Annotated in this window: 20 protein-coding genes and 1 tRNA gene; 10 read left to right on the forward strand and 11 right to left on the reverse strand. The window is 69.4% G+C overall.

Annotated elements, in window-relative coordinates; translation table 11 throughout:
• The first annotated feature begins 4 nt into the window (after positions 1 to 4).
• The 9 genes from ACI6GS_RS06830 to ACI6GS_RS06870 all read left to right on the forward strand — a co-directional run bounded on the left by ACI6GS_RS06830 (position 5) and on the right by ACI6GS_RS06870 (position 5,851).
• Entirely contained in the window at positions 5 to 364 is a 360-nt protein-coding gene (locus tag ACI6GS_RS06830) for a Na+/H+ antiporter subunit C (RefSeq protein WP_439817033.1), read from the forward strand.
• Entirely contained in the window at positions 361 to 1,875 is a 1,515-nt protein-coding gene (locus ACI6GS_RS06835; protein WP_439817034.1) for a monovalent cation/H+ antiporter subunit D, read from the forward strand. The genes ACI6GS_RS06830 and ACI6GS_RS06835 overlap by 4 nt, the downstream gene beginning before the upstream one ends.
• A complete protein-coding gene (locus ACI6GS_RS06840; RefSeq protein WP_439817035.1) occupies positions 1,872 to 2,363 on the forward strand; it encodes a Na+/H+ antiporter subunit E in 492 nt (163 codons plus the stop codon). Before ACI6GS_RS06835 ends, ACI6GS_RS06840 begins: the two co-directional genes overlap by 4 nt.
• On the forward strand, positions 2,360 to 2,629 hold the full coding sequence (locus ACI6GS_RS06845; protein WP_439817036.1) for a K+/H+ antiporter subunit F: 270 nt from the start codon (positions 2,360 to 2,362) through the stop codon (positions 2,627 to 2,629). Before ACI6GS_RS06840 ends, ACI6GS_RS06845 begins: the two co-directional genes overlap by 4 nt.
• Before the next feature lie 7 nt (positions 2,630 to 2,636).
• Positions 2,637 to 3,008 (forward strand): Na+/H+ antiporter subunit G, encoded by a 372-nt coding sequence (locus ACI6GS_RS06850; RefSeq protein WP_439817037.1) that lies wholly within the window; start codon positions 2,637 to 2,639, stop codon positions 3,006 to 3,008.
• Between the two features lie 85 nt (positions 3,009 to 3,093).
• On the forward strand, positions 3,094 to 4,650 hold the full coding sequence (locus ACI6GS_RS06855; RefSeq protein WP_439817038.1) for an ATP-binding protein: 1,557 nt from the start codon (positions 3,094 to 3,096) through the stop codon (positions 4,648 to 4,650).
• Between the two features lie 69 nt (positions 4,651 to 4,719).
• Positions 4,720 to 4,935: a DUF6812 domain-containing protein gene (locus ACI6GS_RS06860; RefSeq protein WP_439817039.1), complete on the forward strand. Its 216-nt coding sequence runs from the start codon at positions 4,720 to 4,722 to the stop codon at positions 4,933 to 4,935.
• Positions 4,936 to 5,095: 160 nt separating this feature from the next.
• Complete coding sequence (locus ACI6GS_RS06865) at positions 5,096 to 5,500, forward strand: Hsp20 family protein (RefSeq protein WP_439817040.1); 405 nt, start codon at positions 5,096 to 5,098, stop codon at positions 5,498 to 5,500.
• Positions 5,501 to 5,632: 132 nt separating this feature from the next.
• Positions 5,633 to 5,851, forward strand: a complete 219-nt coding sequence (locus tag ACI6GS_RS06870) for a DUF1150 family protein (RefSeq protein WP_439817041.1) — start codon at positions 5,633 to 5,635, stop codon at positions 5,849 to 5,851.
• A 28-nt stretch (positions 5,852 to 5,879) separates the two neighbouring features.
• On the opposite strand, the gene ACI6GS_RS06875 is transcribed toward ACI6GS_RS06870, so the two are convergent.
• The 10 genes from ACI6GS_RS06875 to ACI6GS_RS06920 form a co-directional block, all read right to left on the reverse strand.
• On the reverse strand, positions 5,880 to 6,842 hold the full coding sequence (locus ACI6GS_RS06875; RefSeq protein WP_439817042.1) for a M23 family metallopeptidase: 963 nt from the start codon (positions 6,840 to 6,842) through the stop codon (positions 5,880 to 5,882).
• A gap of 61 nt (positions 6,843 to 6,903) precedes the next feature.
• Positions 6,904 to 7,368: a PTS IIA-like nitrogen regulatory protein PtsN gene (gene ptsN / locus ACI6GS_RS06880; RefSeq protein WP_439817043.1), complete on the reverse strand. Its 465-nt coding sequence runs from the start codon at positions 7,366 to 7,368 to the stop codon at positions 6,904 to 6,906.
• Positions 7,369 to 7,411: 43 nt separating this feature from the next.
• Positions 7,412 to 7,984, reverse strand: a complete 573-nt coding sequence (hpf, locus tag ACI6GS_RS06885) for a ribosome hibernation-promoting factor, HPF/YfiA family (protein ID WP_439817044.1) — start codon at positions 7,982 to 7,984, stop codon at positions 7,412 to 7,414.
• A 171-nt stretch (positions 7,985 to 8,155) separates the two neighbouring features.
• Positions 8,156 to 9,643, reverse strand: a complete 1,488-nt coding sequence (gene rpoN / locus ACI6GS_RS06890) for an RNA polymerase factor sigma-54 (protein WP_439817045.1) — start codon at positions 9,641 to 9,643, stop codon at positions 8,156 to 8,158.
• Between the two features lie 8 nt (positions 9,644 to 9,651).
• Complete coding sequence (gene lptB / locus ACI6GS_RS06895; RefSeq protein ID WP_439817046.1) at positions 9,652 to 10,536, reverse strand: LPS export ABC transporter ATP-binding protein; 885 nt, start codon at positions 10,534 to 10,536, stop codon at positions 9,652 to 9,654.
• 118 nt (positions 10,537 to 10,654) lie between these two features.
• Positions 10,655 to 11,413: an LptA/OstA family protein gene (locus ACI6GS_RS06900; protein ID WP_439817047.1), complete on the reverse strand. Its 759-nt coding sequence runs from the start codon at positions 11,411 to 11,413 to the stop codon at positions 10,655 to 10,657.
• Positions 11,410 to 12,078 (reverse strand): LPS export ABC transporter periplasmic protein LptC, encoded by a 669-nt coding sequence (gene lptC / locus ACI6GS_RS06905; RefSeq protein ID WP_439817048.1) that lies wholly within the window; start codon positions 12,076 to 12,078, stop codon positions 11,410 to 11,412. The genes ACI6GS_RS06900 and lptC overlap by 4 nt, the downstream gene beginning before the upstream one ends.
• Positions 12,078 to 13,076 carry a KpsF/GutQ family sugar-phosphate isomerase gene (locus ACI6GS_RS06910; protein ID WP_439817049.1) on the reverse strand — a complete coding sequence of 333 codons (999 nt, stop codon included), beginning with the start codon at positions 13,074 to 13,076 and terminating at the stop codon, positions 12,078 to 12,080. The genes lptC and ACI6GS_RS06910 overlap by 1 nt, the downstream gene beginning before the upstream one ends.
• Positions 13,077 to 13,195: 119 nt before the next feature.
• Positions 13,196 to 13,804, reverse strand: coding sequence for a ribonuclease D (locus tag ACI6GS_RS06915; protein ID WP_439817050.1), 609 nt, complete (start codon positions 13,802 to 13,804; stop codon positions 13,196 to 13,198).
• A 124-nt stretch (positions 13,805 to 13,928) separates the two neighbouring features.
• Positions 13,929 to 14,013: transfer RNA gene (locus tag ACI6GS_RS06920), tRNA-Leu, on the reverse strand.
• Positions 14,014 to 14,122: 109 nt separating this feature from the next.
• On the opposite strand from ACI6GS_RS06920, the gene ACI6GS_RS06925 reads away from it, so the two are divergent.
• Entirely contained in the window at positions 14,123 to 15,088 is a 966-nt protein-coding gene (locus ACI6GS_RS06925) for a complex I NDUFA9 subunit family protein (protein WP_439817051.1), read from the forward strand.
• Positions 15,089 to 15,149: 61 nt separating this feature from the next.
• Here ACI6GS_RS06925 and ACI6GS_RS06930 read toward each other — a convergent pair whose 3' ends face one another.
• Positions 15,150 to 16,298 (reverse strand): hypothetical protein, encoded by a 1,149-nt coding sequence (locus ACI6GS_RS06930; RefSeq protein ID WP_439817052.1) that lies wholly within the window; start codon positions 16,296 to 16,298, stop codon positions 15,150 to 15,152.
• Between the last annotated feature and the right edge of the window lie 318 nt (positions 16,299 to 16,616).

A 16,616-nucleotide genomic window follows, 5' to 3' on the forward strand; every position in this document is an offset into this window, starting at 1 on the left:
CGCGATGGAGCTTCTCGTCGCCAGCGGCACGGGCGTGCTGACCGCCACCGGCATCTACCTGATCCTGCGCGCGCGCACCTTTCCGGTGATCCTGGGCCTGACCTTCCTGTCCTATGCCGTGAACGTCTTCCTGTTCGCGATGGGCCGCCTGGTGGTGGACCAGCCGCCGATCATCTCCGCCACGGCGCCCGGCTATACCGACCCGCTGCCCCAGGCGCTGGTCCTGACCGCCATCGTGATCTCGTTCGGGATGACGGCGCTGATCGTCGTCCTGGCCTTGCGCGGCTTCCTGGAGACGGGCAGCGACCGCACCGACCTGGACACGGTCGAGGAGCCGAGCAAGCCGCGGGGGCGCCCGCAATGAGCCATTGGATCATCGTGCCGGCCGTCCTGCCGGCCCTGACCGCGGCCTTCCTGCTGCTGACGCTCCGCCACCACCTGCCCAGCCAGCGGGTCGTCTCGATCGTGGCAACGGTGCTGCTGCTGGCGGTCGACATCGGCCTGCTGGTCCAGGCGGCGGAAGGCGGGACGCAGGCCTATCGCCTGGGGGCGTGGCCGGCGCCCTTCGGCATCGTCCTGGTGCTGGACCGGCTGTCGGCCACGATGCTGGTGCTGACGGCGGTGCTGGCGCTGGCCGTGATCGTCTTCGCCTCGGCCGGGGCGGACCGCAAGGGACAGCTGTTCCATCCCCTGTTCCAGTTCCAGCTGCTGGGCATCAATGGCGCCTTCCTGACCGGCGACGTGTTCAACCTGTTCGTCTTCTTCGAGGTGATGCTGATCGCCTCCTATGGCCTGATGCTGCACGGCGGCGGGCCGGCGCGGCTGAAGTCGGGCTTCCAGTACGTGGCGATCAACCTCGTCGCGTCGACCCTGTTCCTGGTCGCGGTCGGGCTGATCTATTCGGTGACCGGCACGCTGAACCTGGCCGACCTGGCGGCCAAGGTCCCGGCCGTGGCGCCCGCCGACCAGGGCATCCTGAAGGCGGGCGCCCTGCTGCTGTTCCTGGTCTTCGCGACCAAGGCCGCGCTGGTGCCGCTGCACTGGTGGCTGCCGGCGACCTATGCCTCGACCTCGGCCCCCGCGGCGGCGATCTTCATGATCATGACCAAGGTCGGCGCCTACGCCATCCTGCGCGTGCATGGCATGGTCTTCGGCGCGGACGCCGGGGCGCTGGCCGGCCTTGTGGCGCCGTTCGTCCTGCCGGCGGCGGCCGTCACCCTGGTCGTTGGCAGCATCGGCGTCCTGGGCAGCGCCAGCCTGCGCGGCCTGGCGGCATTTGCCGTCGTGTCGTCGATGGGCACGCTGCTGATCGCCCTTGGCCTGTTCGACGCAAGCGGCATCGCGGCGGCGCTGTACTACCTGGTGCACAGCACGCTGGCCGGTGCCGTCCTGTTCCTGATCGCGGGCCTGGTGGCGGAGGGCCGGGGCGCCGCCGCCGACGGGCTGGCCCCGGCCGGGGCGATGCGCGGCGGCCTGCTTGTCGGGGGCCTGTTCCTGCTGGCGGCGATCGCCATGGTCGGCCTGCCACCGCTGTCGGGCTTCCTGGGCAAGGTGCTGATCCTGCAGGCGGTCCGGGTGGATGCGGCGTGGCCCTGGCTGTGGGCGTTGATCCTGGGCACCAGCCTGGTCATGACGCTGGGCTTTGCGCGCGCCGGCAGCAGCCTGTTCTGGGCGGCGCGGCCGATGCCCCGTGACCAGGCAACGATCCCGCTGGCCCAGCCGGTGACGGGCATCGCCCTGCTGCTGGCCCTGCTGGTGGCGTGGACGGCGGCGGCGGGGCCTGCGATGACCTGGCTCGACGCGACGACGGCCCAGCTGCTGGATCGCGGCCAATACATTGGCGCCGTCCTGGAGCCGGGAGGCGAGGCATCATGATGGCGCGGATCCTGCCCCACCCGGTGCTCAGCCTGACGATCCTGGTCGTCTGGGTGATGTTGGCGAACGAGGTCAGCGCCGGGCATGTCGTGCTGGGCGCCATCCTGGGTTTCCTGGTGCCGCTGTTCACTGCCCGCTTCTGGCCGGGCCGCCCGCGCATCGGGGCACCGCTGGCCATTGCCGAATATGTCCTGGTGGTGCTGTGGGACATCGTCGTCTCCAACGTCCAGGTGGCGCGGCTGGTCCTGTTCCGGCCGGCCGGCGGCTTCCGCTCGGTCTATGTCACCGTGCCGCTGGACCTGACCTCGCCCGAGGCGATCGCCGTCCTGGCCGGCACGATCACGATGACGCCCGGCACCGTCAGCGCCGACCTGTCGGCCTGCGGCGGGGCGCTGCTGGTGCATTGCCTGGACACTGGCGATCCCGAAGGCACCGTGGCCGCGATCAAGGACCGCTACGAGCGCCGGCTGAAGAGGATTTTCGCATGATCGCCATTGCCTGCCTGATCGCGGGCGGGGCCGTGTGCGTGGCCCTGCTGCTGAACCTGTATCGCCTGGCGCGGGGGCCGGGGCCGGTCGATCGAGCCCTGGCGCTGGACACGCTGGTCGTCAACACCATCGCGCTGATCGTGCTGCTGGGCATCCTCTATGGCACCGCCATGTATTTCGAGGTGGCGCTGCTGTTCGCCATGGTGGGCTTCGTCACCACCGTGGCGTTCTGCAAGTACCTACTGCGCGGCAACGTGATCGAGTGAGGGCGCCATGATCGAGACCATCGCCCAAGTCGTCGCCGCGGTGCTGATCCTGGTCGGCGCCTTCTTCCTGGTCGTGGGCTCGCTGGGGCTGGCCCGGCTGCCCGGCACGATGCAGCGCCTGCACGGCCCGACCAAGGCAACCACGCTTGGCATCGGGTCGCTGTTGCTGGCCTCCATGGTCTATTTCGCGGGCGTGCAGGGCCAAGTGTCGTTCCACGAGCTGCTGATCACGCTGTTCCTGTTCCTGACGGCCCCCGTCAGCGCCCATATGCTGGCCAAGGCGCACATCCTGCGCCAGCATGACGAGCGCAAGGACCTGACGCCCACCGGGCGGCCGTCAGGCTGGGCCACGCTGGACGAAGCCCCTCCCGCCGACTAAGGGGGTTGGTCCTCCCGCGACCGTGATGCGCTGCCGGCGCCCGGCTGGCTTAGCGTGTGGCCAGGGCCCAAGCGGGGACGAATACTTGAGCAGGATCGACACGTCGAAGGGGCAGGCCGGCCAGCGGACGGAGGGGCGCGCCGGGCTGGACGAGCGCTATCGCCTGATGGTCGATGCGATCACCGACTATGCCATCTACATGCTGGATCCCACGGGCGTCGTATCCAGCTGGAACGCGGGGGCCCAGCGGTTCAAGGGCTATGCCGCGGACGAGATCATCGGGCAGAACTACAGCCGCTTCTACCAGGCGGCCGACCGCGCAGCGGGCGTGCCCCAGCGCAACCTGGACTTCGCCGCGGCCCATGGCCGGTTCGAGGCGGAGGGCTGGCGGGTGCGCAAGGATGGCACCTGCTTCTGGGCCTGGGTCGTCATCGACCCGATCCGCACGCCGGAGGGCGAGCTGCTGGGCTTTGCCAAGGTCACGCGCGACCTGACCGAGCGCCGTGCGGCGCAGCAGGCGCTTGAGCAGGCGCGGGAAGGGCTCCTCCAGGAGCAGAAGCTGCGCGCCCTGGGCCAGCTGACCGGGGGTGTGGCGCATGACTTCAACAACCTGCTGGCGGCGATCCTGGGCAGCCTGGAACTGGTGCGCAAGCGGCTGCCGGCCGACGCCGCGGGCCTGGTCCGCCTGGTCGACAACGCGATCAAGGGGGCGGAGCGGGGCGCTGCCCTGACCCAGCGCATGCTGGCCTTTGCCCGGCGCCAGTCGCTGCGCTTCGGTCCCGTGGCGCTGGATGCGCTGGTGGCCGGGATGGACGATCTGCTGGCCCGCTCGATCGGCCCGGATGCCGTCCTCCAGGTCGCGATACCGGTCGGCCTGCCGCCGGTCCATACCGACGCCAACCAGCTGGAAATGGCGATCCTGAACCTGGTGCTGAATGCCCGCGACGCGATGCCGGACGGCGGCCGCGTCACGATCGCCGCGAACCAGGGGCCGGGCGAGGTCACGCTCATCGTGTCCGATACCGGCCAGGGGATGGACGACGAGACGCTGGCCCGCGCCGCCGAACCCTTCTTCACGACAAAGGGCGTGGGCCAGGGCACGGGCCTGGGCCTGTCGATGGTGCATGGCCTGGCCCAGCAGTCGGGCGGCCGCCTGGACATCCGCAGCCAGCCTGGCCAAGGCACGGAGGTCCGCGTCGCACTGCCTATCGCGCGGGAGGCACCGTCGCCCTCCGACCCGGCCGGCAGGATCGTGGCGGAGGGGACAGACCTGCCGTCGCTGCGCGTGCTGGTGGTCGACGACGATCCCCTGGTCCGCGTCCAGGCCGCGGCCATGCTGGAGGACCTGGGCCACGCGGTGCTGCTGGCTGACGGCGCGGAGGAAGCGCTGAACCTGGCCCAGGGCAACACCGTCGACCTGGTGCTCAGTGACGTCGCCATGCCGCGCCTGACCGGGGTGCAGATGGCCCAGGTGCTGCGGGTCCTGCGACCCGGCCTGCCCATCGTGCTGATGACCGGCTATGCGGAGGTCGATCCCGCCGACGGCCCGCGCAGCACCGCCCGACTGGCCAAGCCGTTCACGCTGGCGGAGTTGAAGGCGGCCCTGGCCGCGGGGGTGGCTGCGGGTGGTGGCGCGACCTGAAAGGCTGGCGCGCCCGGGTTGCGTGCGCATAATCGGCCGTTCCCGGTGGCCCGCCGGGCAGGAGGCGGCATGGACGAACGCGTGGTCAAGGACAAGACCGATGTGGAGGTGCATTTCACCGATGGCACCTCGATGCGCGGCAACTTCTTCGTCGAGCCGGAGCAGCGCGTCATCGACATGCTGAACGACAGCCGCGCCTTCATCCCGTTCCAGGACATGTCGGGCGCGATCCGCCTGATCAACAAGACCCTCATCACCAACGTGAAGCCGCTGCGCCTGGGTTGACGCGACGCCGCAGCACCGGGGATGCCGCGGTGCATCCCTTGCGCGCAAGGCGAATCGCGCCAACATGATGGGTGTCGCCGGTGCCGCCTGGGCCGGTGGCGACCTGCGGGGTCGCTCCTGACCCGCCGGATCCACGCTCGCTCACCATGGAGGAGGTGGCATGACCCGCGTATCCGTCTTCAGCAGTCCCCTGCTGCTGGGTTTCGATCACCTCGAACGGGTGCTGGACCGCGCCTCGCGCGCCGGCAATGACGGCTATCCGCCCTACAATATCGAGCGCATCGGCCCGGCCGAGCTGCGCATCACGCTGGCCGTCGCGGGCTTTGCCAAGGACGACCTGTCTGTGACGGTCGAGGACAACCAGTTGATCGTGCGTGGCCGCCAGACCGACGATCCAGAGCGCGTGTTCCTGCATCGCGGCATCGCCACGCGCCAGTTCCAGAAGGCCTTCGTGCTGGCCGACGGGGTCCAGATCACGGGCGCCACCATCGACAACGGGCTGCTGTCGGTCGATCTGTCGCGCCCCGAATCGGTTACCCCGCCGCGCCAGATCGCGATCCGATGATGCGCGGCCGCTGACATGCGGTGACTGAAACGCCGCCGCAGGAACCGCCGCGTGCGTGCGTGTTAATCGATTGGATGGAACCTCTCAGGGACTATTCCCTTCACTCGTCAGACCTCCAGGAAAGCAGCAGCCATGAGCAGCCTTGCAGCACACTTCCAGGACATGACGCCAGAAGCGCTGGCCGCCCTTGGCGCCCCTGCCCTTGTCTACATCCGGCCGGTCGAGATCGACGGGCGAGAGGCGTTCGCCCTGTGCGCCGCCAACGGCAATCCGCTTGCCGTGGCCGAGACGCGGGCCGAAGCGGTCGCCGCCGCGCTTGAACACGACATGATGCCCCAGAGCGTGCACTGAAGGGTGCCGCAGCGGGGCGGGCCCACCGCTATGGCGCGATGGTGATGTCCTTCGCCACATAGACGACGGTCGTCGGCTGCTCGCCCGTGCGGCGCAGCAGATAGTATTCGGCCTTGTAGGTGCCGGGCTCCCACCCGGCCAGGGGCCGCTCCAGGCCCGCGAAGCGCAGCCAGCGCGCCTGGGGTCCCGCGGCAGGCTGGTCGCGCTCGTCCAGCAGGACTGTTCCATCGGGCCCGACCAGGCGGATGACCTGCTCATCCCCCTCGCGCAGACCGCGAATGGACGCAAAGAAGATCAGCGCCGGCGCCGACTGGTCCAGATTCGTCGGCGACACCTCCCCCGCCTCGATCGCCTCCGCACTGGGGCGGGACGTGGCGAAGCCCGCCGCTGCCAGCTCGCTGCCACGATAGGCCAAGGGCTGCAGCAGGTCCGGCGCCCACAGCGACAGGACGGGGCTGCCGCACGCGGCACCCGTGTTCAAACCGACAAAGGGGTCGATCACCCGGCCCTGTTGGCGGACCAGGAAGCTGAGCCGCGGACGCGGCGCCAGGCCGGACCGGCCGACCCGCGCCAGGACCTCGCCCGCCACCACGCGCTGGCCTGGCCGCACCGCCACGCTGCCGCGCTCCAGGTGGCAGTACTGCGTCTCCCACCCGCCGCCATGGTCGATCACCACCGTATTGCCGCAGGCCCGGCCTTCGATCAGGGCCGTGCTGGTGCCGTCGATCATGCCTTCGCGCACCGACAGGATGGTGCCGGGTGCCGCCGCCAGCACCGCCAGCCCCTTGGCCACCAGGGCGGGGTCCGTGCGGAACGTGGTCGCCGCCTGGCCATTCTCGGTCAGGGCACCACAGGTATAGTCGCGCGCCGACGGGCCGGGATCGACGTCGACATAGGCATCGATGCCGCAATCCGGTCCGATCGGGCAGGCCAGGGGAAAGCGCAGCTGCACCGTGGCGTCGGCGGCATGGCCAGCCCCGGCCGGGTACAACGCTGCAGCCAGGAGGCCCAGCAGCGGAAGGCAGCGTCGGAGGTGCAAGGCCCGCCTGCGGTCAGACGTGTTCGTTCTGGCCCTGCTCGATCAGCAGGGCATAGATCGCCTCGTCCTCCTCGGATGCGCGCAGCTTCTCGCACATCTCGCGGTCGCGCAGCAGGCGCGACACGCGGGCCAGCGCCTTCAGATGATCGGCGCCGGCATTCTCCGGCGCCAGGAGGAGAAAGATCAGGTCGACCGGCTGGTCGTCGATCGCCTCGAAGTCAATCGGGTTGTCCAGCCTGGCGAACAGGCCGTGCAGGCGGTCCAGGCCCGGCAGCTTGCCATGCGGGATGGCGATGCCCTGGCCGACACCGGTCGTGCCCAGGCGCTCGCGCTCGATCAGGATATCGAAGATCTGCCGCTCGGGATGCCCGGTCAGCCGGGCTGCGCGGGCCGAGAGATCCTGCAGCGCCTGTTTTTTGGAAGCGACCTTCAGGTGTGCGATCACACCCTGGGGCCTGACCAGCTGGGCAATGCTCATGATCTGGCCATTCCGTCAGGCGCTGCAGGACATCGTCACGCGCTCAGGCCGCCGAGCCCGGCTCGATCCAGCCGATATTGCCGTCCGGCCTGCGATAGACGAGCGACAGGCCGCCATGCACGCTGTTCTTGAACAGCAGCGCCGGCATGTCGCCCAGGTCCATCCGCATCGCCGCGTCACGCACCGACAGGCTGGCAATCTCGGTCGTCGTCTCGGCGATGATGATGGGGGCGTCGCCCTCGGCGTGTTCCTCCTCCTCGGGCTCGGCCGCCAGGACGTAGGAGCGCGCGGGCTCGCTGGGTGCGGGGGCCTTGCGCTCGCCGTGGTGACGCTTCAGCCGGCGCTTGTAGCGACGCAGCTGCTTTTCCAGACGGTCGGCGGCCTGATCAAAGCTGGCATAGACGTCCGCCGCCTCGCCATGGGCGATCGCCGTCATTCCGGCCCCGAAATGCACCTGGCAATCCGTGCGGAAGAGGTGAGCCTGGCGCGAGATCGTGACGTTGCCGTCAATCGGCTTCTCGAAATACTTCGCCACGCCATTGCCGAGGCGTTCGCGGACGTGGGTCCGCATCGCATCGCCGACGTCGATATGCTTGCCGTTGATCTGGAGTTGCATGGTTTTTGTCCAAGCCGCCAACGTTGAAGTCTGACCCTTCCGCCAGGGCGGTCCCGGAAGCGCCGGGACCTTAGGCAGCGGGGACGGACCCTGTCAATTCTGCGCCCCCTGGCGGTGGAACCACAACCGCCGTTCAGGCCGCCGGTTGCGTGCTCCCAGTGTTTACGTTGGTCATGCGCTCATCGCCTTCAACCGGCGACGCTCCACGGATGACGGAATCCTGAGCGATTCCCGATATTTCGCGACTGTCCGGCGGGCGATCGTGACGCCTTCGTCCTTGAGCAGGGCCACGATCGCGTCGTCCGAAAGAATGGCGCCGGGCGGCTCGTCGTCGATCAGGTGCTTGATGCGGTCGCGCACCGCCTCGGCCGAATGGGCCTCGCCCCCGTCGGCGGAGGCGATGGCCGCGGTGAAGAAGTACTTCAGGTCGAAGACGCCGCGCGGCGTCGCCATCGTCTTGTTGGCGGTCACGCGGCTGACGGTCGACTCGTGCAGGCTGGTTTCCTCCGCGATCGCCTTCAGGTTCAGCGGCCGCAGGTGGCGCACGCCCTGTTCCAGGAAGGGCTGCTGGCGGCGCACCAGCTCGGTCGCGACCTTCAGGATGGTGCGCGCCCGCTGGTCCAGCGCCTTGACCAGCCAGGTCGCCTGGCTGAGGCAGTCCGAGACATAGGCCTTGTCCGCGCGGGCGCGGCCGCCGGGGCCGACCTGCGCGCTGACGCGGGCCAGGTAGCGGCGGTCGATCAGGACACGCGGCAGCACCTCGGCATTGAGCTCGACCACCCAGGAACCATCCGCGGCGCGGCGGACCAGCACATCGGGCACGGCAGGCGGCGACAGGTCGTGCTCGAACGCCAGGCCCGGCTTGGGGTTCAGCCGGCGCAACTCGGCGATCATGTCGTGGATGTCCTCGGCATCGACGCCGCAGACCTCCCCCAGCCGCTTCACGTCCCGGCGCGCGACCAGTTCCAGGTTGTCCAGCATGGCGGCCATGGCGGGGTCCAGCCGGTTGGCCGCGGCGCATTGCAGGCGCAGGCATTCCGCCAGGCTGCGCGCGCCGACCCCCGTCGGGTCGAAGCCATGCAGGACCCACAGCGCATCCTCGACCGCCTCCAGCTCGACGCCCAGGCGCTCGGCCACGTCCTCGAGCGATTCGTTCAGATAGCCCGCATCGTCCACGCCTTCGATCAGGGCCGCGATGATGAAGCGCTCGTCGAGGCCGACCTTCGTCGCCTGCAGCTGCTCCAGCAGGTGTTCCTTCAGGCCGATGGCGGCGCTCAGCGTGCCCTCCAGCCCGTCGCCATCGTCGGGCAGGCTGCCCCGGCTGGCGCTGGCGGGGAGCGAGCCCATGTCGTTGCCCTCGGCAAAGACGTCGTCATAGGACGCGTCGAGCGGGCTGTCCGCCTCGCTTGCCATCGGCGCGTCTGGGGCAACCAGGGCATCGGCGCCCAGGGTCGCGACGTCCGCCTCCGGTGCGGCGCGGTCGCCCTCGGCCTCGCCATCCTCGCCGCGCTGCAGGAGCGGGTTCTCGGTCAGCTGCTGTTCGACATAGGCGGAGAGGTCGAGATTGGAGAGCTGCAGCAGCTTGATCGCCTGCTGCAACTGGGGCGTCATCACCAGCGACTGGCTCTGACGCATCTCCAAACGTGGCGACAACGCCATGATACCGCCTACAGGCTGAAGCGATCGCCCAGATAGACCCGCCGGACGCCCTCGTGCGCGACGATGTCGGACGGGTGCCCTTCCATCAGCACGCGCCCTTCATGGATGATATAGGCGCGGTCGATCAGGTCGAGCGTATCACGGACATTGTGATCGGTGATCAGCACACCGATGCCCCGGTTCTTCAGGTGCGTGACCAGGGTGCGGATCTCGTTGATCGCGATGGGGTCGATGCCGGCCAGCGGCTCGTCCAGCAGCATGAAGCTGGGCTGCGTCGCCAGGGCGCGCGCGATCTCGACCCGGCGCCGCTCGCCGCCCGACAGGGCGATGGCGGGCGTCCGGCGCAGGTGGGTGATCGAGAATTCGGCCAGCAGGTCGTCCAGCATCGCCTCGCGCTTGTCGCGGATCGGCTCGACCACTTCCAGGATGGCGCGGATGTTGTTCTCGACCGACAGGCCGCGAAAGATCGAGGCTTCCTGCGGCAGGTAGCCGATACCCAGGCGCGCGCGGCGATACATCGGCAGGTCGGTCAGGTCGCGGCCGTCGAGCGCGATCGTGCCATAGTCGGGCTGCATCAGCCCGGTGATCAGGTAGAAGCAGGTCGTCTTGCCGGCGCCGTTGGGGCCCAGCAGGCCCACCACCTCGCCCCGCTGTACCGTCATGGAGACGCCACGCACCACGGGACGCTTGCGGAAGTTCTTGCCGATCGCCTTGACCTCAAGGCCCGGATTGTCGGCGATCAGGCGCGGGCCGGTGTGTGGCGCGTCCGCGGCCGCACCGGTCGCAGCAGGTCCCGCCGCGACGGGTCCCGCCGTGACGGGCAGGGAGGTGCCAGCGGCGCCTTCGGCCCCGTCCGCCCGTCCCTCGTCCCGTGTCGGCTTGCGCTCGCGCATCCTCTCCAGCATCCAACGCACGTGATTAACCAGACCCTTCAATCGCGCCTCATCCGCCCGGCCCCGCATGACATGGGGGCGTCGCCACCGCCCCACCCGGTCGGGCAGGGCGGGTGCCTCATTCCGGCGTCGCCGGACGCGGCTGCCCCGGCGGCGGCACCAGGCGCGTCGGCGCCACGCCGCTGCCCTGGCGCGGGGTGCCGGGCTGGCTGCCCTGCTGCCCCTGGCCCGGGGATTGGCCCGGCACGAACAGGCCCTGGACGCGGCCGCTGCCGCCGGCGGTCAGGGTGGTGCGGTCGGTGGCCAGGTCGACCACCAGCTTGCTGCCGCGCAGCACGTTCTCGCCCTGGGTCAGGACGACCTTTCCAGTCAGCGTGATCTGCTTCCGCCGCAGGTCATAGAGCGCGTCGTCACCCTCCGCCGTCTGGGTCGGGGTCGAGACAAAGACGCCGCCTGCCGCCTCGATACGCGAGATGCGGCCGCCGCCGGCACCGGCCGCGGCGGCCGGTGCGCCCAGCGTGCCGGCCGGCACGCCGCCATTGTCTGTCGCGGGCGGTGGCGGGGCAGTAGGTGCATCCGCCTCCGTCGTGCCGGCGCCATCATAGTGCACGCGCACTTCCGACGCCTTCAGGCGGGTTTCGCCCTGGACCGCAAGGACGTTGCCGCGAAAGGTGGCGACCTTGGCCTTCTGGTCGACGTCGAGCGAGTCGGCGTTGATGGAGATGGGCTGGTCCTGGTCGGCCGCCAGGCCCAGCGCCTGTGCCGTGGCCGGCGCGGGAGCCAGGAGTGCCGCGAACGCGGGAGCCAGCGAGACGCCCAGCGAGACGGCCATGGCGCCCAGCACGGCCCGCCCCGGCATCCTGTGCGACAGGCTCATTGGATTTCCCCGTTGTCGATCACGACGGACACGTTGCCTTGGAAATGCAGGATCTGGCCCTTTTCGCGCATGGCCATGCTGTCGGCCCGGATGGTTCCGGCCGGCCCCTTGGCCGAAATCGGTTCCTGGCTGGTGGCGCTGCCGGTCGCCAGGTCCAGCAGCAGGCGGTCGCCCTGGTAGGAATAGCCGTCGCTGGTCGACAGCTTCACCTGCCCCTCCAGCATCAGGCTCTGCTCCTTGGGCTTGTAGAGGCCGCTGGCGGAGGACAGGCTGATCGCCGTGCCGCTCTCCGTCTTGAAGTCGCCGGCCGGCGTGTCCAGCGTGATCTCGTCCGGGTCGGCCTTGTCCGGCATGGCCCGCGTCGCCGTCACGCTGTAGGGCTGGCCAACCTTGTCGATGCCGACATAGCGGGGATGCTGCATCGCCAGCCCCTCCTCGCTGGTCGACAATTCGCCGGCGATCATGGGGACGGACCCGCCGCCATCGGTCAGGCCGGGCCAGATCACCAGCATCGCCACCAGGCCCAGCGCCAGTAGCGGCAGGACCAGCTTCATCAGCCCGACAAAGCGGCTGTAGCGCTCGACCCGGTCGCTGCGGCGCGGCCGGTTCTCGGCCATGTCGACCGCCAGGGGCGCGATCCGCATGCTGTCGGCGCGCTCGCTCATCAGGCGATGCCGGCGCGCAGGCAGTCGTGGATGTGGAGCAGGCCCACGGGGCGCCGGCCCTCGACCACGAACAGGCAGGTGATCTTGGCCTCGTTCATGATGCGCAGGGCTGCACTGGCGAACAGGCCGGGCTCGATCGTGCGGGGGCTGGGGGTCATGATCTGGCGAGCGGGCTGCGCCAGCATCGCCGCCGACATGTGGCGCCGCAGGTCGCCATCGGTGATCACGCCGACCAGGTCGCCGCGCTGGTCGACCACGCCGGCGCACCCGAAGCTGCGGGCCGAAATCTCGATCAGGACATCGGCCATCGGCGTGCCCGTCTGGACCAGGGGCAGCGCCTCGGGCGGGTGCATCAGGTCGCGCGCCCGGCGCAGGGCGCCGCCCAGGCGGCCGCCCGGGTGCAGTTCCTGGAAGCGGTCGGGGGAAAAGCCCGCCCGGGCCATCAGCACGACCGCCAGGGCATCGCCAAGCGCCATCATCATCGTCGTGGATGTGGTGGGCGCCATGCCGATTGCACAGGCCTCCTTCACCGGCGGCAGCAGCAGCAGCGCGTCGGCCGCGTCGGCCAGCGTGCTGGGCTGCCGCGCCGTGATCGCGACCAGGGGGATGTCGAAACGCTTGGCATGGGCGATCAGGTCGGACAGTTCCGCCGTCTCGCCCGAATTGGACAGCAGGAGCAGCGAATCACCCCGAACCACCATGCCCAGGTCGCCGTGGCTGGCCTCGCCCGGATGGACGAACTGGGCTGGGCAGCCGGTGGAGGCCAGGGTGCCCGCGATCTTGCGCGCGACATGGCCGCTCTTGCCCATGCCGCTGACGACGACCCGGCCCCGCGTCGCGGCCAGCAGGTCGACGGCGCGCAGGAACGCCGCGCCCAGCGACTGGGCCAGGGCCTGCAGCCCCTGCACCTCGATCGCCAGGACCGTGCGGGCAATGCCCAGTGCCTCCGCCGCTTCGGGCGCAGGGACCGGCGAGGACAGCGATTCGATCCCGCTCATGGACATGACCAAACCTTACAGAACCGCCCGCCCTGCGCACAGGGCGCGGCCGGCATGGTCGCCATGCCGCAGGGCGGCTTGCGCCGCGCGGCCCGCGATATCCAGGATCGCCGGCCCCCTCAGTGGGAGAAGATGTCCGGCTCTTCCCAGCCGCCCAGGTCGAGCAGGGCGCGCGTGGGCAGGAAGTCGAAGCAGGCCTGGGCCAGTTCCGCCCGGCCCTCGCGCTGCAGCACCTGGTCCAGCCGACGCTTCAGCTGGTGCAGATAAAGGACGTCCGATGCGGCATAGGCCAGCTGCGCCTCGCTCAGCTCGTCCGAGCCCCAGTCGGACGACTGCATCTGCTTCGACAGGTCGACGCTGGCCAGTTCCTTGACCAGTTCCTTGAGACCATGGCGGTCGGTGAAGGTCCGGACCAGCTTGGAAGCGATCTTGGTGCAGTAGACCGGACTTACGGTCACGCCCAGGTACTTGTGGACCACGGCCACGTCGAAGCGGGCGAAGTGAAAGATCTTCAGCACGCGGGGATTGGACAGCAGCGCTGCCAGGTTGGGGGCAGCGATCGCCTGGCCCAGCTTGACCACATGGGCATTGCCGTCGCCGCTGGACAACTGGACCAGGCACAGCCGGTCGCGGTGCGGGTTCAGGCCCATCGTCTCGGTGTCGACCGCGACTTCGCTGCCCAGGTCGAGATCGTCCGGCAGGTCGCCGATGTGCAGGGTCACGGTCATGCGCTGTCCTCATCCGTCACCCGCCGCCCCGCCGGGACCCGGTGATCACGAAATCCGAAGGATGTTCTGACTGAACGGGTCCCGCACTATGCGGGGCGGCGCGCGTGACATGCGCGGCTCGCCTTGGTGCCCAGGAGAGGACTCGAACCTCCACGACCGAAATCACCAGTACCTGAAACTGGCGCGTCTACCAATTCCGCCACCTGGGCAGGCGAGGCCTGCGGAAATATGCTGAGCCGCGATGCTTGTCAACGGCCCTCGATGCGGGCAGATGATCGGCACGCACTTTTTTGCGGCGGGATCAGGGGCGCGACGGGCATGGCGGGAATGACGGTGCAGCGGCTTGCGACGGTGATTGGCGGCTCGGGCTTCATCGGGCGCCACGTCGTGCAGCGCTTGGCGCGCCGCGGCTTTCGGGTGCGCGTGGCCGTGCGGCGCCCGGACGGCGCGGGTTTCGTGAAGCCCATGGGCGCCGTGGGTCAGGTCATGCCGGTGCAGGCCAACGTGCGCAATGCGCGCTCGATTGCCGCGGTGGTCCAGGGATCCGAGATCGTCGTGAACCTGGTCGGCATCCTGGCCGAGGGCGGACCGCAACGCTTTGACGCAGTGCATGCGGAGGGCGCCGGAACAGTCGCGCGGGCGGCCGCGGCGGCCGGGGTGCGGCAACTGGTCCATGTCTCGGCGATCGGCGCCGATCCGGCATCGGAGTCGGATTACCTGCGGACCAAGGCGGCGGGCGAGGCGGCCGTGCGGGCGGCCTTTCCCGATGCCACGATCGTCCGCCCGTCTATCGTGTTCGGGCAGGACGACAGCTTCCTCAACTTCTTCGCCGCGATGGCGCGCTATTCGCCGGTCCTGCCGCTTGTCGGCGGCGGCACGACGCGCTTCCAGCCGGTTCATGTCGGCGACGTGGCCGACGCCATCCTGGCGGCGCTGGAGACGGAGGGGGCGGCCGGTCGCATCTATGAACTGGGCGGGCCGCGCGTCTACACGTTCCGCGAACTGATGGAATTCCTGCTGGCCGAGGTGCGGCGCAAGCGGCTGCTGGTGCCGCTGCCCTGGGGTGTCGCGGGCATGCTGGGCAGCGTGCTTCAGGCGCTGCCCGGAAAGTTGCTGACCGCCGACCAGGTGCGCAGCCTGAAGCAGGACAACGTGGCCGACGGCAGCCTGCCGGGGCTGACCGAACTTGGCATCACGCCCACCTCGGTCGAGGCGGTGGCGCCTGCCTATCTCTGGCGCTTCCGCAAGGGCGGGGAGTTCTCCCACGCCGCGACGGGCACCTGAGCTGGCGGCCCCGCCGACCCAGGTCCCGGCCGCGGGACCTGGGTCGGCGGGGCGCCGCGTCCTACTCGTCGTTGAACGGGCCGATGATCAGCAGCAGGACCTTGGCGAAGTTGAGCGTCTGCACCTTGCTGGCGCTGGTTGCGTTGATCGCATAGGTCACGCTGGACTTGACCACGGTCTCACCGTTGAACGTGTCGACATAGGCGATCTGGCCACCGAAGCCCGGGCTGGCGCTGGCGGTCGAGAAGAAGGCCTCCTCCTCGCTCATGCCGGCGCTGGTCGGGTCGAAGATGCTGGCCTCGGTCGGGGCCTGCTCCTCGTTGAGGCGGACATTGACCTCGTAATAGCCCTTGCCGTTGGCGGCGCGGTTCGCATCCTCGTTCCAGCGGATCGAGCCGCTATAGCGGTCGTTGAAGGTCTGGCCGCCGGTCGAGTAGGTGGCCTTCAGGTCGACGTACCAGATCGCCTCCTCGGGATCGTAGTCGATCGAGCCGGTCAGCTGCGTCTGGGGATAGGCCTGGATCGGGCCGCCGGCCAGGATCGCGTTCTGGAACGCCATCGGGTCGGCGCCCTGCACCGTGTGCGAGATCACGCGGTCGTTGACGACGCGCTGATAGGTGCGGTCGACCCGGCGCGAGGCCCGGTCGGCCAGCCCCGCCAGCCCGGCCTGGGCCGGGATCCGGCCCTGCATCGTGCCCTGGAACTCGGACACGAACCCTTGGGAATTGCCGATCGCATCGATCGCGATCCGCATCTTGCCCTTGCCCTCGGGCGGTTCGTTGAAGTGGTAGAGGCCGGCGCCATCGGTCTTCATGGCGCCGATCCAGCCGCCCAGCGTCCGTGTCTGACTGGGATTGGCGGGATTGCGCAGCGACAGGCGCAGGTCATATGTCATGGCACCCTGCTGCTGGGTCACGCCCAGGACGTCGGAGGGCAGCCAGGGCAGGCGGGTCACCGCCCCCTTCATCACGACGGAATTCATCACGTCGAGGTCGACATTGTAGGTGTCCATGGCGCCCAGGGCCGGGCTGCCGTCCGGCACGTCGCCGGTGGTGTCGCGGGTCGTGCGCGTGTCAAAGACGATGTCCATCCGGCCCTTGATGGCGCCGTCCATCGACACCGCCTCGGTGTTCGACTGCGCCCAGGCCGCGCCCCAGGGTAGCGCGGTGGCGACCAGGCCCGCTGCCAGTGTCCGACTGAAATAGCCCATGCTTTCCTCCCATCGACATGTCGAGCGCCGCTTGGCGTAGCACCGCCGGGTGAAAACGCTGCGGGAGACACAATGCATTGCCCACTCTAACGGGCTTGTGACACGGGTCACAGCCGTCGAAGGCAGCGGGCGATGGCCGACTGCCAAGGCTGGTTCCCGACATTTGCATGATAGTCCCAAATCGGACCTAATTTGGCGATCTCCTGGAATAACCCTGCGAACGGCCTTGAATCTCTCTCCCGAAACATGTCAGTATTTCTGACCTACTGCTGACGCGGCGGGTGGAGCGCGTCCGCGCGCCACCCGGAACGGTCCGGG

The organism is Zavarzinia sp. CC-PAN008 (genome assembly GCF_051903925.1).
Classification (GTDB): domain Bacteria; phylum Pseudomonadota; class Alphaproteobacteria; order Zavarziniales; family Zavarziniaceae.

Coding starts and splice junctions, on each gene's coding strand:
- ACI6GS_RS06830 (WP_439817033.1), top strand. CDS start 5: ATGGAGCTTCTCGTCGCCAGCGGCACGGGCGTGCTGACCGCCACCGGC.
- ACI6GS_RS06835 (WP_439817034.1), top strand. CDS start 361: ATGAGCCATTGGATCATCGTGCCGGCCGTCCTGCCGGCCCTGACCGCG.
- ACI6GS_RS06840 (WP_439817035.1), top strand. CDS start 1,872: ATGATGGCGCGGATCCTGCCCCACCCGGTGCTCAGCCTGACGATCCTG.
- ACI6GS_RS06845 (WP_439817036.1), top strand. CDS start 2,360: ATGATCGCCATTGCCTGCCTGATCGCGGGCGGGGCCGTGTGCGTGGCC.
- ACI6GS_RS06850 (WP_439817037.1), top strand. CDS start 2,637: ATGATCGAGACCATCGCCCAAGTCGTCGCCGCGGTGCTGATCCTGGTC.
- ACI6GS_RS06860 (WP_439817039.1), top strand. CDS start 4,720: ATGGACGAACGCGTGGTCAAGGACAAGACCGATGTGGAGGTGCATTTC.
- ACI6GS_RS06865 (WP_439817040.1), top strand. CDS start 5,096: ATGACCCGCGTATCCGTCTTCAGCAGTCCCCTGCTGCTGGGTTTCGAT.
- ACI6GS_RS06870 (WP_439817041.1), top strand. CDS start 5,633: ATGAGCAGCCTTGCAGCACACTTCCAGGACATGACGCCAGAAGCGCTG.
- ptsN (WP_439817043.1), bottom strand. CDS start 7,368: ATGAGCATTGCCCAGCTGGTCAGGCCCCAGGGTGTGATCGCACACCTG.
- hpf (WP_439817044.1), bottom strand. CDS start 7,984: ATGCAACTCCAGATCAACGGCAAGCATATCGACGTCGGCGATGCGATG.
- rpoN (WP_439817045.1), bottom strand. CDS start 9,643: ATGGCGTTGTCGCCACGTTTGGAGATGCGTCAGAGCCAGTCGCTGGTG.
- lptB (WP_439817046.1), bottom strand. CDS start 10,536: ATGCGCGAGCGCAAGCCGACACGGGACGAGGGACGGGCGGACGGGGCC.
- ACI6GS_RS06900 (WP_439817047.1), bottom strand. CDS start 11,413: ATGAGCCTGTCGCACAGGATGCCGGGGCGGGCCGTGCTGGGCGCCATG.
- lptC (WP_439817048.1), bottom strand. CDS start 12,078: ATGAGCGAGCGCGCCGACAGCATGCGGATCGCGCCCCTGGCGGTCGAC.
- ACI6GS_RS06910 (WP_439817049.1), bottom strand. CDS start 13,076: ATGAGCGGGATCGAATCGCTGTCCTCGCCGGTCCCTGCGCCCGAAGCG.
- ACI6GS_RS06915 (WP_439817050.1), bottom strand. CDS start 13,804: ATGACCGTGACCCTGCACATCGGCGACCTGCCGGACGATCTCGACCTG.
- ACI6GS_RS06925 (WP_439817051.1), top strand. CDS start 14,123: ATGGCGGGAATGACGGTGCAGCGGCTTGCGACGGTGATTGGCGGCTCG.
- ACI6GS_RS06930 (WP_439817052.1), bottom strand. CDS start 16,298: ATGGGCTATTTCAGTCGGACACTGGCAGCGGGCCTGGTCGCCACCGCG.